Origin of the sequence: Peribacillus phoenicis (genome assembly GCF_047238085.1) — a bacterium.
Taxonomy (GTDB): Bacteria; Bacillota; Bacilli; order Bacillales; family DSM-1321; genus Peribacillus.
This window is the reverse complement of sequence record NZ_JBDFMF010000001.1, coordinates 3,574,958-3,591,566: the sequence shown is the minus strand read 5'-3', so window position 1 is coordinate 3,591,566 and position 16,609 is coordinate 3,574,958. Positions and strand designations below refer to the sequence as shown.

Genomic DNA, 16,609 nt, shown 5'->3' with positions numbered 1-16,609 from the left:
CATGTTTGTTTCATATAAATGGTTACAAGATTATGTTGACCTTTCAGGCATCAATGCGACGGAGCTAGCTGACAAAATCACGAAAAGCGGCATTGAAGTTGAAGGGGTGGAAAAGAAAAGTGAAGGGCTAAAAGGGGTCGTCATCGGGCATGTCATAGAACGTGAACAACATCCAAATGCGGATAAATTGAATAAATGCCAAGTTGATATCGGGGCCGAAAATCCCGTTCAGATCATCTGTGGAGCACCGAATGTAGATAAAGGCCAAAAAGTCGCAGTCGCTACTGTTGGCGCAGTCCTTCCAGGTAATTTCAAAATCAAGAAAGCGAAACTTCGCGGAGAGGAATCGCACGGGATGATTTGCTCGCTTCAAGAATTGGGCTTCGAATCCAAGCTTGTTTCCAAGGATTATGCGACAGGTATCTTCGTCTTCCCTAATGATGTGGAAGTAGGGAAAGATGCATTGGAGGAACTTGGTTTAAGTGATGAAGTGCTGGAACTTGGGCTGACTCCAAACCGCTCCGACGCATTGAGCATGCTTGGTGTTGCATACGAAGTGGGAGCCATTCTAGGCCGGGAAGTGAAATGGCCGGTAGTCGAGAAAGAAGAGGCTGCTGAAAAAGCAACTGATTATATCAGTGTCAAAGTGGAAGCGAAAGAAGATAACCCGATATACATTGCTAAAATCATCAAAGATGTTAAGATTGGACCCTCACCGCTTTGGATGCAAACTAGGTTGATGTCTGCAGGTATCCGACCTCATAATAATGTGGTGGATATCACGAACTACATTTTACTTGAATACGGCCAACCTCTCCATGCCTTTGATTATGACCGCTTTGGTTCAAAGGAAATCGTCATCCGCAGAGCAAATGATGCTGAAAAAATCGTAACATTGGATGAAGCGGAACGCACTTTGACACCTGACCATTTAGTGATCACAAATGGCAGCGAGCCTGTTGCGATTGCTGGTGTGATGGGCGGAGCGGATTCCGAAGTGAAAAATGATACGACGAACATCATTATTGAAAGTGCATATTTTGCAGGTACAGTAGTTCGCAAAGCTTCAAAGGACCATGGATTACGTAGTGAAGCCAGTGCCCGCTTTGAAAAAGGCGTCGACCCGGCCCGTGTTCGTGAAGCTGGAGAACGTGCAGCACAATTGATTGCACAATATGCAGGCGGAACAGTCTTACAAGGAGCAGCAGAAGTTGACGAATTGACAATGGAACCTGCGGTCATTAACATCACTCTTGAAAAAATCAACACCCTTCTTGGCACAAGCATGACCGTATCAGTTGTGGAGTCAATCTTCAAACGTCTGCAATTCGGCGTGGAACTTGACAATGAAACATTCACGATCACAGTGCCGACGCGCCGTGGCGATATTACGATTGAAGCTGATTTAGTCGAAGAGGCTGCACGTTTATATGGATATGATAACATTCCCGCTACACTGCCAATCGGTTCTGCTACCCCAGGCCAATTGACTGACTATCAAATTAAACGGCGGAAGGCACGCCGTACACTTGAAGGCGCAGGCCTTTATCAAGCGGTGACCTATTCACTGACAAGCCAGGAAAAAGCGTCACAATTCGCATTGGAAGCAAGAGAATCCATACGATTAGCAATGCCAATGAGTGAAGAACGGAGCCAGCTGCGTTTAAGCATTGTGCCTCAATTGCTGGAAGTCGTGAAATATAACAATGCTCGCCAAATTGATTCACTGGCACTGTATGAAATCGGTTCGGTATTCTTTAAGCGTGACGAACAAGAACTGCCTGAAGAAAAAGAACATATTGCTGGAGCAATCACAGGCCTATGGGAGTCACATTTATGGCAAGGTGAAAAGAAACCAGTGGATTTCTTTGTAGCCAAAGGCGTGATCGAAGCATTATTCGACACACTTGGATTAGCTGATCAAATCAGTTATCGCCAAGCGGAAATCAACGACATGCATCCAGGACGGACAGCGGAAATACTATTGAATGGTGAAGTGATTGGCTTTATCGGCCAAGTGCACCCAACTGTCCAAAAAGACTTGGATATTAAAGAAACATACATTTTCGAACTTTCCTTAAAAGCATTGGCAGAAGCCGAAGTTGCGCCGATTTCGTACCAAACCATTCCGCGCTATCCATCAACCACACGCGATATAGCGCTTGTTGTGGATCAAGCTACGAAAGCCGGGGACATTCAGGATATTATTGAAGAAGCTGGTGGCAAGCTGCTGAAAGAAGTAAGCATCTTCGACTTATACGAAGGTGAAAGAATGGAGGAAGGCAAGAAATCCATTGCCTACTCACTGAAATACTTCGACCCGGAACGTACACTGACGGACGAGGACATTACAAAAGCACATGATAAAGTGCTTGAAGCCGTTAAAGAAAAAGCCGGCGCAGAGCTAAGAGGATAAAACCAAAAAGACAGCTCCCTGAATCTTGGGGAGCTGTCTTTTTGGATTTCACGAGTAAACGGTGCAAACTCACGAGTAAATAGCGTGAATTCACGAGTAAATGGTGCAAACTCACGAGTAAATGGTGCAAACTCACGACTAAATAGCAAATTCACGAGTAAAACGCGATAATTCACGAGTAAATAGCGTGAATTCACGAGTAAATGGCGAAACTCACGAGTAAATGTTACGAATACACGAGTAAACCGCGAGAATTCACGAGTAAATAGCGTGAATTCACGAGTAAATAGCGCAAACTCACGAGTAAATAGCGCAAACTCACGAGTAAACGGTGCAAACTCACGAGTAAATGGCGAAACTCACGAGTTAATGTCACGAATTCACGAGTAAACCGCGAGAATTCACGAGTAAATAGCGTGAATTCACGAGTAAATAGCGCAAACTCACGAGTAAATGGCGTAAACTCACGAGTAAATGTCACGAATACACGAGTAAACCGCGCAACCTCACGAGAAAAAGGCGGCTTTTCCAAAAGATCAGCCGCTTTCTTCTATTTATGATATTTCTGTTGATATAATCGCTTCGCTTTTTCTGTGTTGGCAAAATGGGTTTTCGTGAATTCGTGTAATGAATCGATTCCTTTTTCGTGAATCAATCTTGCAGCCGCTTCATCGACTGCAAATCCGGCTCCTTTAGGGATTTTGAATCCGGCTTTTTCACTCAGCAAGTCAAAGCGTTTGACGAATGCATATCGGGCCAGGATGGATGCGGCTGCTACTCCAAGGTGTATGCCTTCCGCTTTTGTGCATAGATAGGTGGCATTAGCTTGAAATAGTTCTTGCCCTTTAAGGTAATTGAAAAATACCTCTGGTTGAGCAAATTGATCAATAAGGACCGCTTCCGCTTGTTCCGGGTGGATTTTTTGCATGAGATTCTTGATTGCTTGGTTATGGAGGAGTGCCTTCATTTTTCCTTGTGACATTCCCTTTGCCTGGAGCGCATTATATTTCGGGTTGTCGCATGTGAGCAGGCTGAATGGCACTACATCCTTAATCTGTTTGGCAATTTCGATGATCTGTGGATCTTTGAGATTTTTAGAATCCTGGACACCAAGCTCCTTTAATAGGGCTAGTTGCTCCTTTTTTGCATATACGGCTACGACGGTGATCGGGCCGAAATAGTCTCCTGTTCCGACCTCATCGGATCCAATCACAGACATGGTCCCGATATTTGCAGGCGGCGAATATCGATGGACATTGACTGATGCAGGGGATGCCGTTTTTTTCTTTGGAGCAGCAGCAGTGGTGCTATTTTGCCATTTTACCGCTTCTAGTTCGGCATTTTTCCCCTGAAAAAGCACCTTTCCAGATTTATAGGCTGTCACCGTACATAGCGGCGGTTTGGCGGAAAAGATGCTCCCGGGCGGCAGCTTGGCGGCCAAGGATGAAGAATAGTGGGACTTCATCGCCTTTATTTGTTCAGGACTGATAAGTAAAACAACATGGGACATAATGGGTAAGCTCCTAACTTCATTTTGTTTATTAGGTAATCCTCTTCCTAAAATTCGTTTTCGTTTGACAAATTATTGAAATTTTTATGCGAGAAATGACGATGTACTCTCTTTCATGACGAAAAACTTCGTGATATGATAGAATTAGGATTGTTTAGATTGGGGGCATCATTTTGTCAGACGATAAACGAAATAAAACAACAGTTGATATATACGGACAACCATATACAATCGTCGGCACAGAAAGCGCAAGTCATATGCGCCTGGTCGCTTCGATGGTTGACGAAAAAATGAGAGAGATCAGGATGAAAAATCCATACTTGGATACAAGTAAGCTAGCGGTGCTAACGGCCGTGAATACCATCCACGAATATATTAAATTAAAAGATGAACTAGACCAGCTTCAACTGGAATTAAAGAGAGAGAAGGACTGAGTACATGCTTGATTTAGCAATTCTGGCCATTCTTTTAATCGGTTTATTAATCGGTTTAAAGCGTGGCTTCATTTTACAAACGGTTCATATGACAGGGTTCATAGTAGCCTTCATCGTCGCCTATGTATTTTACGGAGATCTTGCTCCCAATTTGAAATTGTGGATTCCGTTTCCAACGATGGGTGATTCCTCAACCCTTAATATGTTTTTCGATACAGTCGGGCTTGATACGGCATATTACAATGCAATTGCCTTTGCAATCATTTTCTTTGCTGCCAAGATTCTTTGGCAAATGATAGGATCGATGCTCAACTTCATTACCCATCTTCCGATATTAAAGCAGCTGAATCGCTGGGGTGGAGGGATATTGGGCTTTCTCGAAGTCTATCTTATCATGTTTATTATATTATATATAGCTGCCATGCTGCCAATGGATTCCATCCAGAAACCATTAACGGGCTCATTTCTGGCAGAATCGATCGTGAAACATACGCCGTTCCTTTCCGAGCAAGTGAAGGAACTTTGGTTTCATGATCTAAAACAATCTTAATGTCAGTATAAGTGGGCCTGCCTCCCTTTCTCAAAGTTCTGGATTCCTATACTTTGAAAGGGGGAGGCCCCTTTTTATGTAGCAACATGTAACTTCCCCCTATTTGATTCGAAAGTTAAGAATCGGACTGCTTGTACTTTACCTCCAAGAAAGGTATCTTTAAGAAAGTGAATATGGGACACCCTACTAATTTTTTCGGCGGTGAATTAAATGACAATTAATAAAAAAGATATCATTAAACTATTAGAAAAAATTGCAATATATATGGAACTAAAAGGAGAGAACCCGTTCAAGGTTTCAGCTTTCCGAAAGGCAGCAGGCGCCTTGGAAACGGATGACCGGAGCCTGTCGGAGATCGAAGATTTTACCTCTTTGAATGGGATCGGGAAAGGAACGGCATCCGTCATCGAAGAGTATATAAATGAGGGGAAATCGACTGTACTTGAAGAGCTTCAGGAGCAGGTGCCAAAAGGATTGATTCCGCTTCTGCAGCTTCAAGGTTTGGGCGGGAAGAAAATTGCCAAGCTTCATAAAGAGCTGCATGTCAATGATGTGAATGATCTTAAAATCGCCTGTGAAGAAGGCAGGGTCGCGGCGCTTGCCGGTTTCGGCAAAAAAACGGAAGAGAAAATCCTGTCTGCAATTGCCGAGGCGGGTTCAAGGCCCGATCGACTTCCCCTTGCCTTCATGAGGCCGATTGCGGCTGATATTGAAACGGCCCTTGCTAACATGGATTACATCATCCGATCTTCCAGGGCCGGAAGCATCAGGCGTATGAGGGAAACGATCAAGGACCTCGATTTCATCATTTCGACAGATCATCCCGAAGAGGTTAAGAATCAATTGCTTGCAATAAAAGGGATAAAACAGGTGATTGCGGCCGGTGATACAAAAGTATCGGTAGTGCTTGATTATGAATATGACATTTCTGTCGATTTCCGAATCGTTAAGGATAAGGAATTCATCACGACACTCCATCATTTTACAGGTTCGAAGGATCACAATGTGCGGATGCGCCAGCTTGCTAAAGATCGTGGAGAGAAAATCAGCGAATATGGGGTGGAAGTGACTGAAACCGGTGATGTATTGACGTTTGAGACGGAAGAACAATTTTATAATCATTTTGGCCTTCCTTTCATTCCGCCAGAAATACGTGAAGACGGAACGGAAGTGGAGCATTATGATGCTAATGAACCTCTCATATCTTTAGAGGCCATTAAAGGTGATCTGCATATGCATACCACATGGAGTGATGGGGCTCATACAATTGAAGAAATGATTGAAGCATGCCGTGCAAAAGGGTATCGATATATGGCCATCACCGATCATTCGCAATATCTGAAAGTGGCGAACGGCTTGACCGCTGAACGTTTACGTGAACAAAAACGGATCATCCATGAACTTAATGAAAAATACACTGACTTTACCGTTCTTTCCGGGATAGAGATGGATATACTTCCTGATGGGACACTTGATTATGACGATGAGCTGCTTGCAGAGGTGGATTTGGTGATCGCATCGATTCACTCAAGCTTTTCACAGCCTCGGGAAACGATCATGGAGCGCTTAAAAACGGCTCTGAATAATCCGCATGTAGATATCATCGCCCACCCAACGGGAAGGATCATCGGCAGACGCACCGGATATGATGTGGATATAGAAATGCTGATCGAACTGGCCCGTGAAACGAATACTGCCTTGGAATTGAATGCGAATCCGAACCGATTGGATTTGGCACCGCCGCATCTGCGCAAGGCTCAGGAAGCAGGCGTTCCGATCGTTATCAATACGGATGCCCACAGCATCGACATGCTTGAACATATGCCTGTTGGGGTCGCATCAGCCAAAAAGGGCTGGATTAAAGAATCCACGGTTCTTAATGCAAGGGATACGGATGGCTTATTGGCGTTTTTAAAGAGAAATGATTAACTATTTGCCCATAAATAAGGAGGAGCTTTAACTCCATGCATAATAAAGCTTTAAAGACATTGGAATTTCATAAAATAAAAGAACAATTAATCTCACACGCATCCTCATCCATAGGAAAGGAAAAGGCAGAGCAATTGATGCCTTCCACGGATTTTGAAGAAGTGTCGAGGTGGCAGGAAGAAACAGATGAGGCTGCCAAAATCGTAAGGTTGAAAGGTAACTTGCCATTGGGCGGGATTTTCGATATCCGTCCACATGCAAAAAGGGCACAGATTGGCGGTATGCTCTCACCGATGGAACTGATGGAACTTGCGAGTACGATTCGTGCCGGCAGGATCCTAAGCCGTTTCTTCGAAGAACTCGCAGAGCAGGAAATTGATGTTCCGCTTTTAGCCGAATATATCGATTCCCTTCATCCATTGATTGATTTGCAGCAGGAAATTACGTATGCAGTAAGCGAACATGGCGAAGTGATGGATTCTGCCAGTGACAAGCTTCGTACCCTAAGAAACCAAATTCGGACGAACGAAAGCCGTGTCAGGGAAAAGCTGGAAAGTATGATCCGTTCTTCCAATGCATCAACAATGTTATCCGATGCCATCATCACCATCCGGAATGACCGATTCGTCATCCCGGTAAAACAGGAATACCGCAGTGTGTATGGCGGGATCATTCATGATCAATCATCATCAGGGCAGACGTTGTTCATTGAACCGCAAGCAATTGTTCAGCTGAATAATGTCCTGCAGGAAACCCGAGTGAAGGAAACGCAGGAAATAGAACGGATATTGGTCGAACTATCGGAAAAAGTCGGTGCGTTCACCCCTGAATTGCTTCATAATGTCAAAGTACTAGCACAAATCGATTTCCTTGTCGCCAAGGCAAAGTATGCAAAAGCGATAAAAGGATCCAAGCCGATTCTGAATAATGAGGGGCGCGTAAAGTTATTCAAAGCGAAACACCCGCTCATTCCGAATGATGTTGTCGTGGCCAATGATATTTTTCTTGGTGATGAATTTACGACAATCGTCATCACCGGTCCGAATACAGGTGGTAAGACTGTTACCCTGAAAACGATTGGCCTCTGTACGTTAATGGCCCAGTCCGGTCTGCAAATCCCTGCGCTGGATGGTTCCGAAACGGCTGTGTTTTCCTCTGTTTATGCCGATATTGGCGATGAACAGTCGATTGAACAAAGCTTAAGTACTTTCTCTTCGCATATGGTCAATATTGTCGATATCCTTAAGCATGTCGATTATGACAGCCTTGTTTTATTCGATGAGCTTGGAGCGGGAACAGACCCACAGGAAGGCGCAGCTTTGGCCATTTCCATTTTGGATGAAGTGTATAAGCGCGGAGCACGTGTGATTGCAACGACACATTACCCGGAATTAAAAGCGTATGGATATGATCGGGAAGGCGTCATTAATGCAAGCGTCGAATTTAATGTGGAAACCTTGAGTCCCACCTATAAACTTTTGATCGGTGTACCAGGGCGGAGTAATGCGTTTGAAATTTCCAAGCGCCTTGGTTTGGAAGAAAACGTGATAAGCAATGCCCGCAGCCATATTGGTGAGGATACGAATAAAGTTGAAAATATGATAGCGTCCCTTGAAGACAGCCGCAAGAAGGCCGAAGAAGAGGAACTGGAAGCCAAGAATCACCTGAAACAGGCGGAAATTCTTCATAAAGACCTTCAAAAGCAAATTGATGAGTACCATCAAGAACGGGATGCGATGGTTGAAAAGGCAGCCAAAGAGGCAGCGGCAATCGTTGAAAATGCACAAAGGGAAGCGGAAGCAATCATTGCCGACTTACGTAAACTGCGACTTGAAAAGCATGCCGATGTTAAAGAGCATGAACTGATCGATGCAAAAAAACGCCTTGAAGAAGCAGCGCCTAAAGTGAAAAAAACAATAAATAAAGCTGCGAGGCCGCTGGATAAAAGCTTGAAACCTGGAGATGAAGTTAAGGTAGTAAGCTTTGGTCAAAAAGGTCACTTGATTGAGAAGGTCTCAAATAATGAATGGCAGGTTCAGATCGGCATCATGAAGATGAAGGTGAAGGAGTCTGACCTGGAATTCATCAAGAGCACAAAAGTAAAAGAAACAAAGCCGCTTACCACGATCAAAGGCCGCGATTATCATGTTAGCGTGGAACTTGACCTCCGTGGAGAACGCTATGAAAATGCAATTTCAAGAGTGGAAAAGTACATTGATGATGCTCTTTTGGCCGGTTATTCGAGTGTTTCCATCATTCATGGTAAAGGAACGGGAGCTCTTCGATCCGGGGTCCAGGAATACTTGAAAAATCACCGCTCTGTCAAAAGGATTCGTTTCGGCGAAGCCGGTGAAGGCGGAACAGGTGTTACGGTGGTGGAATTTAAATAAAGGAAAGCGGTCACTCCGGCTATTCAGCCAAGCCGGGTGGCTAGTTACCATTCGGGAGTTGGACCATGGAGAACATGTGGGAAAATGAATATGTATATATAGCTGCTCGTTACAGTGTCGTTATTTTGTGCATGATTGTTTTTTTAGCAATTTTTGAACTTGTCACAAAGTACAAGAACTGGGAAGAAATCAAACAGGGAAACCTTTCTGTCGCATTGGCAACAGGTGGTAAAATATTTGGGATCGCCTATGTATTCCAACAGTCCATTCTCCATCAGAATTCGCTTCTTACCATGATTGGCTGGGGCGTATACGGATTTGTCCTGCTGTTGATCGGGTATTTCATTTTTGAATTTATGACTCCTGGATTTAAAATAGATGAAGAAATACAAAAAGATAATCGGGCAGTTGGATTCCTATCGATGATCATATCAATCGCATTATCTTTTGTCATCGGCGCCGGAATTTCTTAATGCCCTTCATGAAAGGGAGTAAGCTGTGGAGAAACTTGCAAAAGTATTAATTGTTTGTTGCGGTATCTTTTTTCTGTTTGGAATCATTTATATGACATTCTTCAACTGAAGCGGCCATTGTGCCGCTTCTTTTATTTGAACTCTTACAAAAGATAGAATAACATTGGTCAAATAGACATGACGGCAGAGGAGGAGGAATATGGTTCACTCCAAATTGATACAAAAGATTGAAGAAATTTGCGACACTCCTGCCGAAAACTGGCTAGCCGGGACCCCACAGACGCTTGCGTCGAGGAGGCTTGGCAGACAGTCGGCGGAAAGGGAGCGGATTTCTGAAATCAGCTGGAACTTTTTTCTTGAGGGTTTGTAAAATTTGAGCGTTGATTTCCACTCCAGGCACTCGCTTTCCGCGGGCGGTCCGGGAGCCTCCTCGGCGCTCTTTGCGCCTGTGGGGTCTCCCCTGGACGCGCTTTTCCCGCAGGATTCTCGTACCTTCCGTTCCAATCAACTGGACTGTCTTTTTAAAGACAGTAGGCAAACCTGGCTTTTCTTCAAATTTGTCTACAGTTTGGCATTTCAATCAATTTGTCGACAATTAGGAATGGTCTCATTCCGAATCCCTTTCACGATTTTACTGAAGGAATGATTACCATAATTTATAAAACAAGACTTAGTTATACTCCATGATTTTTTTATTCTTTATATGAGATGAAACTTTTACTAGAATTGAAGGTAAACTGGTTCTACTCTAATTTGTCTACAGTCTGTATGGAGTGGAACCACTCCTTTTTTTGTTTCCCTTTTTAAGTGTTTCATCCAATATCCCCGTGGTTGGCATAGGACATATATACTGGCCTGCTTCTCATCATAAGGTCTTTATACTCTGAAATTCGGCAATTGTAAGAAAATCCCGATTGTATTATAATGATAAAGAGTATTGAGAATATTCAGAAGGAGGGGGCAAATGAGCAATAAGCCATGGCAAGCTATTTATCCGGAACAGATACCCGCTGTTTTGTCGTACGAAGATAAACCTCTTTATTCTTTTTTGAAGGAATCAGCCGAAGAATTCCCTGATAAAGTATCGATTCATTTCCAGGGAAAAGAACTAACTTTCCGGGAAGTGCATGAATCTGCTTTAAAGTTTGCAGCCTATTTAAAAAGTATCGGACTTCAAAAAGGTGAACGCGTTGCCGTCATGCTTCCTAACTGCCCTCAGGGTGTCATAAGCTTTTTTGGGATATTGATGGCCGGAGGAGTCGTCGTTCAAACGAACCCAACCTATACGGAACGTGAATTAGAATATCAAATGAAAGATTCCGGAGCGAAGATAATTTTAGCGATGGATATTTTATTTCCCCGTGTTTCTGCAGTGGCATCAAGAACGGATTTAGAACATATAATTGTAACCGCTATCAAGGAATATTTGCCATTCCCGAAAAATCTAATCTATCCTTTTATTCAAAAAAAGCAATACGGCATTGTCATCAATGTTGAGCATGAAGGGAATCATCATTTATTTTCCGAAATCATGAAACGAAAGATCATCACTGAAGAAGTCGTCACTGTGCCGATCGATGTGGATAATGACCTTGCCCTTTTGCAATATACAGGCGGGACAACTGGCTTTCCCAAAGGGGTAATGCTTACCCATAAGAACTTGCTGGCAAATACGAAAATGTGCAATGCTTGGCTTTATAAAAATAAGCGCGGTGAGGAAAGGATCCTTGCGATTCTGCCTTTCTTCCATGTGTACGGCATGACTACAGTCTTGGTACTTTCCGTCATGGAAGGGAACACCATGATCATCATGCCAAAGTTTGATATCGAAGCGACGCTTAAAACCATCCAAAAACAGAAACCGACCATGTTTCCAGGTGCGCCAACGATGTATATCGGTCTCTTGAACCATCCGGATATCGCTAAATATGATCTTTCTTCCATCAATGCCTGTATAAGCGGTTCTGCATCATTGCCCTTAGAGGTCCAGGAGCAGTTTGAGAAAATTACCGGCGGGAAGCTTGTTGAAGGCTATGGACTTTCAGAAACCTCACCGGTGACACATGCTAATTTCATTTGGGATCAGCCGCGTGTAAAAGGAAGCGTTGGACTGCCGTGGCCGGACACTGACTCGGCGATTCTGTCCCTGGAATCCAATGAAGAGCTTCCTCCGAATGAAATAGGCGAGATTGCCATAAAAGGACCACAGGTAATGAAAGGTTATTGGAACCGTCCGGATGAAACGGAAAAAACCTTTAAAAATGGCTGGCTGCTTACAGGCGATCTGGGTTACATGGATGAGCAGGGGTTCTTTTATGTCGTCGAGAGGAAAAAGGATACAATCATTGCGGGCGGTTTCAATATATATCCACGTGAGGTGGAAGAGGTGCTATACGAGCATGAGGCCATACAGGAAGTAGTTGTGGCAGGCATCCCTGACCCTTATCGCGGGGAGACCGTCAAGGCCTATGTCGTCCTGAAAAAAAATGCCAGGGTCACTGAAGAGGAATTGAATGAATTTGCCAGAAAGAACCTGGCTTCCTATAAGGTGCCGCGCAGCTATGAATTCAGGGATGAACTTCCTAAAACGACGATAGGAAAAATCCTGAGAAGAGTCCTTATCGAGGAAGAAAAGAAAAAAATATCCGAGGAAAGAAAAGAAGCTTAAACAGGCACCCCCTTTTAACGGAGCAGCGGAAGAGGGCTCCGTTTCGCAGAACAACTGGACAACCTATGGATGGGGACTGTACAATGAACAGAGTGGAATGTCAGGACCCTTAGAAGTTTTGCTTGACAGTAAAGGGTCGTCATTTTATGATAGAAATATGAATGATGGTTCATTCATTTTCTGAAAGGGGACATCCAGTGAAAAGCAACAGACCAAAGTATAATCAAATTATTGATGCGGCCGTTATTGTAATTGCCCAAAACGGTTACTATCAAGCCCAAGTATCCAAAATCGCCAAGCAGGCAGGAGTAGCGGATGGCACCATCTATCTTTATTTTAAGAATAAAGAAGATATCTTAATATCATTATTCCATGAAAAGATGGGCTATTTTGTGGAACAGATTGAAGAAGAGATAAAAGGAAAGACCACTGCTTCGGAAAAACTGCATGTGCTCATCCAAAAACATTTTCAAAACCTTTCAGAAGACGTGAATTTAGCAATTGTCACTCAGTTGGAATTAAGACAGTCGAATAAAGAATTGCGCCTTAGAATTAATGATGTGTTAAGAGGGTATTTAAATTTAATCGATCAGATCATTATAGAAGGAAAAGAGAACGGCGAATTCCTGCCTGATTTAAATAATTTACTTGCCAGGCAGATGATTTTTGGAACGATTGATGAAACTGTGACGACTTGGGTCATGAATGAGCAAAAGTATTCGCTTCCTGACCTTGCACCAGACGTTCACCGCTTGCTGATTGGCGGCTGTGGCCTGAAAAGTTAACGATTCTTTCGAGGATGGCTAGCTATCCTCGAAAGAAACGGTTAATTCTGCTTCTAGTTTTAACTGGAAGTGATACATATAGAATTTTCAAAAAAGTTTGACTAGCATGCCTGGAGGGATTGATATGGAATATCTTAAGCTTTCTGTCGAAAATCATGTGGCTTTTATAACGATTGATCATGCACCAGCAAATGCACTTTCTTCGGCTATCATCGGAGAGCTTTCACAGGCCTTCGATCAAATTGAGAAAGACGAAGCAGTACGGGTTGTCTTTCTTCATGGTGAAGGAAGATTCTTCTCTGCAGGAGCAGACATTAAAGAGTTTACGGAAGTGAAAGACGGGAAAGCTTTCGAGAAGCTGACCAAGAATGGTCAATCTGTATTTGAGAAAATCGAATCTTTTCCAAAACCGGTCATTGCAGCCATCCATGGAGCGGCGCTTGGCGGAGGATTGGAGTTGGCTATGGCCTGCCACATCCGCTTAGTCACCGAAAGGGCTAAACTTGGTTTGCCTGAGCTGCAGTTGGGCTTAATACCTGGATTTGCTGGGACCCAACGTCTTCCTCGTTATGTGGGCATGGCAAAGGCAGCTGAAATGCTGTTTACAAGTGAACCGATTTCAGGTACCCAGGCTGTACATTGCGGGTTGGCGAACCATGCCTTCACGGATGAAGAACTGATTCCCAAAGCTATGGAACTAGCCAATAAAATTGCCAAGAAAAGCCCACTGGCATTAAAGTCGGCCATTGAGTTATTGAATTATTCCAAGCATGATTCCTACCATAAAGGTGTGGAAAGGGAAGCCGCCCTCTTTGGCCAGGCTTTCGATACTGCTGATGCACAAGAAGGAATCGCCGCTTTCATTGAAAAAAGGGAAGCAGTATTCAAAGGGAAATGATGTTTCGGTATAAATAACTATTTTTATATATCATGCAGGATTTTGGTGAAATCTGTAGAACATTACTATATATCAATAAAATTCATAATCTTCAAAACTCAAATTATTCGGGAGGTATTATCGTGAACATTTATGTACTGCTGAAAAGAACATTTGATACAGAAGAAAAAATTACGCTATCCAACGGGAAAATTAATGAGGATGGAGCAGAATTCATCATTAATCCATACGATGAGTATGCAGTTGAAGAAGCAATCCAGGTGCGTGATGCACAAGGCGGCGAAGTAACGGTTATTTCCGTCGGAATAGAAGAGGCTGAAAAGCAATTACGTACGGCGCTGGCAATGGGTGCTGACAAAGCCGTATTGATAAATATAGAAGACGACATAGAAAATGGCGACCAATTCACGACTGCCAAAATTATTGGCGAATACTTAAAAGATAAAAATGCCGATCTAATCATTGCAGGGAACGTTGCAATCGATGGCGGCTCTGGTCAAGTGGGACCACGCGTTGCCGAAATTTTGGAGATTCCTTATATTACAACCATTACTAAATTGGACATAGCAAATGGAAATGTAAGCGTTATCCGTGATGTCGAAGGGGACTCTGAAACGATCGAAGCATCTCTTCCATTATTGGTGACAGCGCAACAAGGGCTAAATGAGCCACGTTATCCTTCATTGCCAGGAATCATGAAGGCGAAGAAAAAACCGCTTGAAGAATTGGAATTGGATGACCTGGATTTGGAAGAAGACGATGTTGAGGCCAAAACAAAAACGATTGAAATTTACCTTCCTGCTAAAAAAGAAGCTGGAAAAGTTTTGGACGGAGAAATCAGTGCTCAAGTTAGCGAGCTAGTTCAATTATTACGCAGTGAAGCAAAAGTGATTTAATCGAAACGGTACTTTTCAAAACAACAACACACGACAAAAAGAAAAATAGAGCACAGGAGGTTTTTATAAATGGCTAGAAAGTTTCTTGTATTGGGCGAAGTTCGTGATGGTTCACTAAGAAATGTATCATTTGAAGCTATCGGTGCGGCTAAGCTTGCTGCGGATGGCGGGGAAATCGTTGGTGTTTTAGTTGGTGACAGTGTTCAAAATTTCGGTAATGAATTGATCCAGTATGGTGCAGACCGGGTTATTGCAGTCGAAAATGATCAATTGAAACAATATACTTCAGATGGATATGCGCAAAGCTTGCTTGCCGTCATCGAGCAGGAAAAGCCAGAAGGGATTTTCTTTGGACATACGGCCTTAGGAAAAGACCTTGCACCTAAATTGGCTGGAAAACTTGAATCAGGATTGATTTCCGACGTTACATCCATTGAAGAAGAAGGCGGAAATATCGTTTTCACCCGCCCGATCTATTCTGGTAAAGCATTTGAAAAGAAAATTGTTACAGATGGCGTGATTTTCGCGACAATCCGTCCGAACAATATCGAACCATTAGCGAAAGATGAGTCCCGCTCTGGTGATGTTTCTACATTAAGTGTGGATATTAAGGACTTACGGACAATCATTAAGGATGTTGTTAGAAAAGCCAGTGAAGGGGTCGACCTTTCAGAAGCGAAAGTAATCATCGCGGGTGGCCGTGGCGTGAAAAGTGAAGATGGTTTTGAACCATTAAAGGAACTGGCACAGGTTCTTGGCGGAGCGGTAGGAGCTTCCCGCGGAGCATGTGATGCAGACTATTGCGATTACTCATTACAAATCGGGCAAACGGGTAAAGTCGTAACACCTGACCTTTATATCGCCTGCGGAATTTCCGGTGCGATCCAGCATTTAGCAGGAATGTCCAACTCCAAGGTTATCGTTGCCATCAATAAAGACCCGGAAGCTAACATATTCAATGTGGCTGATTATGGAATTGTCGGAGATCTTTTCGAGGTCGTTCCATTACTTACGGAAGAATTCAAAAAACTTAAAGTTAACGCGTAATAGAAATAATACTGATGAGGGGCAAGACATTCGGCATAAGCCGATACATGTCTTGCCCCTTTATTTGCGCTAATGGGGAGGGGGTTTGGCCTGCATAATTACTCTTTTTTTGGACATCCTACCACTGAAGCAAAATATTAGCATCGATTTGAGCAACAGTGGTATACTGTTTTTAGTTATTTGAGTAAATTTGAGGAGGAAATATATATGGCTATTGTAAATGCAACTGACCAGACTTTCACAACAGATACTAGCGAAGGTGTCGTTCTTGTAGATTTTTGGGCTCCATGGTGCGGACCTTGTAAAATGATCGCTCCTGTTCTTCAAGAGCTTGATACTGAAATTGGCGATACAGCAAAAATCGTAAAAGTGGATGTAGATGAAAACCAAGAAACAGCTGGAAAATTCGGTGTGATGAGCATCCCGACATTAATCGTGCTTAAAGACGGTGAAGTGGTCGATAAGGTTGTTGGTTTCCAACCTAAAGAAGCACTTGCTGAACTTATTGCAAAACACGCGTAATAGTAAGATAGCTAAAAAAAGCTTCAAGTCTGCGGACTTGAAGCTTTTTTCGCTATCTTGATATATAATGATTGTAAAAAAGGGAGAACAG

Annotated in this window: 14 protein-coding genes; 13 read left to right on the top strand and 1 reads right to left on the bottom strand. The window is 43.3% G+C overall.

The window, feature by feature from the left end; translation table 11 throughout:
• The first annotated feature begins 1 nt into the window (after position 1).
• Positions 2 to 2,416, top strand: coding sequence for a phenylalanine--tRNA ligase subunit beta (gene pheT / locus ABC374_RS17610; RefSeq protein WP_413019196.1), 2,415 nt, complete (start codon positions 2 to 4; stop codon positions 2,414 to 2,416).
• 550 nt (positions 2,417 to 2,966) lie between these two features.
• Here the strand turns inward: pheT and rnhC are convergent.
• Positions 2,967 to 3,926 carry a ribonuclease HIII gene (gene rnhC, locus ABC374_RS17605; RefSeq protein ID WP_350299659.1) on the bottom strand — a complete coding sequence of 320 codons (960 nt, stop codon included), beginning with the start codon at positions 3,924 to 3,926 and terminating at the stop codon, positions 2,967 to 2,969.
• 173 nt (positions 3,927 to 4,099) lie between these two features.
• On the opposite strand from rnhC, the gene zapA reads away from it, so the two are divergent.
• The 12 genes from zapA (at position 4,100) to trxA (ending at position 16,518) form a co-directional block, all read left to right on the top strand.
• Entirely contained in the window at positions 4,100 to 4,360 is a 261-nt protein-coding gene (zapA, locus tag ABC374_RS17600) for a cell division protein ZapA (protein ID WP_048678967.1), read from the top strand.
• Between the two features lie 4 nt (positions 4,361 to 4,364).
• Entirely contained in the window at positions 4,365 to 4,910 is a 546-nt protein-coding gene (locus tag ABC374_RS17595) for a CvpA family protein (protein WP_101222851.1), read from the top strand.
• Between the two features lie 210 nt (positions 4,911 to 5,120).
• Entirely contained in the window at positions 5,121 to 6,839 is a 1,719-nt protein-coding gene (gene polX / locus ABC374_RS17590; protein WP_413019193.1) for a DNA polymerase/3'-5' exonuclease PolX, read from the top strand.
• A gap of 35 nt (positions 6,840 to 6,874) precedes the next feature.
• Positions 6,875 to 9,229 carry an endonuclease MutS2 gene (locus ABC374_RS17585; protein WP_413019191.1) on the top strand — a complete coding sequence of 785 codons (2,355 nt, stop codon included), beginning with the start codon at positions 6,875 to 6,877 and terminating at the stop codon, positions 9,227 to 9,229.
• 65 nt (positions 9,230 to 9,294) lie between these two features.
• Positions 9,295 to 9,702 (top strand): DUF350 domain-containing protein, encoded by a 408-nt coding sequence (locus ABC374_RS17580; RefSeq protein WP_034309012.1) that lies wholly within the window; start codon positions 9,295 to 9,297, stop codon positions 9,700 to 9,702.
• A 199-nt stretch (positions 9,703 to 9,901) separates the two neighbouring features.
• A complete protein-coding gene (locus ABC374_RS17575) occupies positions 9,902 to 10,072 on the top strand; it encodes a hypothetical protein (RefSeq protein ID WP_413019189.1) in 171 nt (56 codons plus the stop codon).
• Positions 10,073 to 10,666: 594 nt separating this feature from the next.
• Positions 10,667 to 12,370, top strand: coding sequence for a long-chain-fatty-acid--CoA ligase (locus ABC374_RS17570; protein ID WP_413019187.1), 1,704 nt, complete (start codon positions 10,667 to 10,669; stop codon positions 12,368 to 12,370).
• A gap of 197 nt (positions 12,371 to 12,567) precedes the next feature.
• Positions 12,568 to 13,155, top strand: a complete 588-nt coding sequence (gene fadR / locus ABC374_RS17565; RefSeq protein WP_053535880.1) for a fatty acid metabolism transcriptional regulator FadR — start codon at positions 12,568 to 12,570, stop codon at positions 13,153 to 13,155.
• A 124-nt stretch (positions 13,156 to 13,279) separates the two neighbouring features.
• The gene (locus tag ABC374_RS17560) at positions 13,280 to 14,053 is read left to right on the top strand and encodes an enoyl-CoA hydratase (protein ID WP_413019185.1); all 774 of its coding nucleotides are present in this window, start codon (positions 13,280 to 13,282) and stop codon (positions 14,051 to 14,053) included.
• 122 nt (positions 14,054 to 14,175) lie between these two features.
• Positions 14,176 to 14,949 carry an electron transfer flavoprotein subunit beta/FixA family protein gene (locus ABC374_RS17555; protein WP_413019183.1) on the top strand — a complete coding sequence of 258 codons (774 nt, stop codon included), beginning with the start codon at positions 14,176 to 14,178 and terminating at the stop codon, positions 14,947 to 14,949.
• 69 nt (positions 14,950 to 15,018) lie between these two features.
• Positions 15,019 to 15,996 (top strand): electron transfer flavoprotein subunit alpha/FixB family protein, encoded by a 978-nt coding sequence (locus ABC374_RS17550; protein WP_309078462.1) that lies wholly within the window; start codon positions 15,019 to 15,021, stop codon positions 15,994 to 15,996.
• Positions 15,997 to 16,197: 201 nt separating this feature from the next.
• A complete protein-coding gene (gene trxA, locus ABC374_RS17545) occupies positions 16,198 to 16,518 on the top strand; it encodes a thioredoxin (protein ID WP_328113193.1) in 321 nt (106 codons plus the stop codon).
• Positions 16,519 to 16,609: the final 91 nt, after the last annotated feature.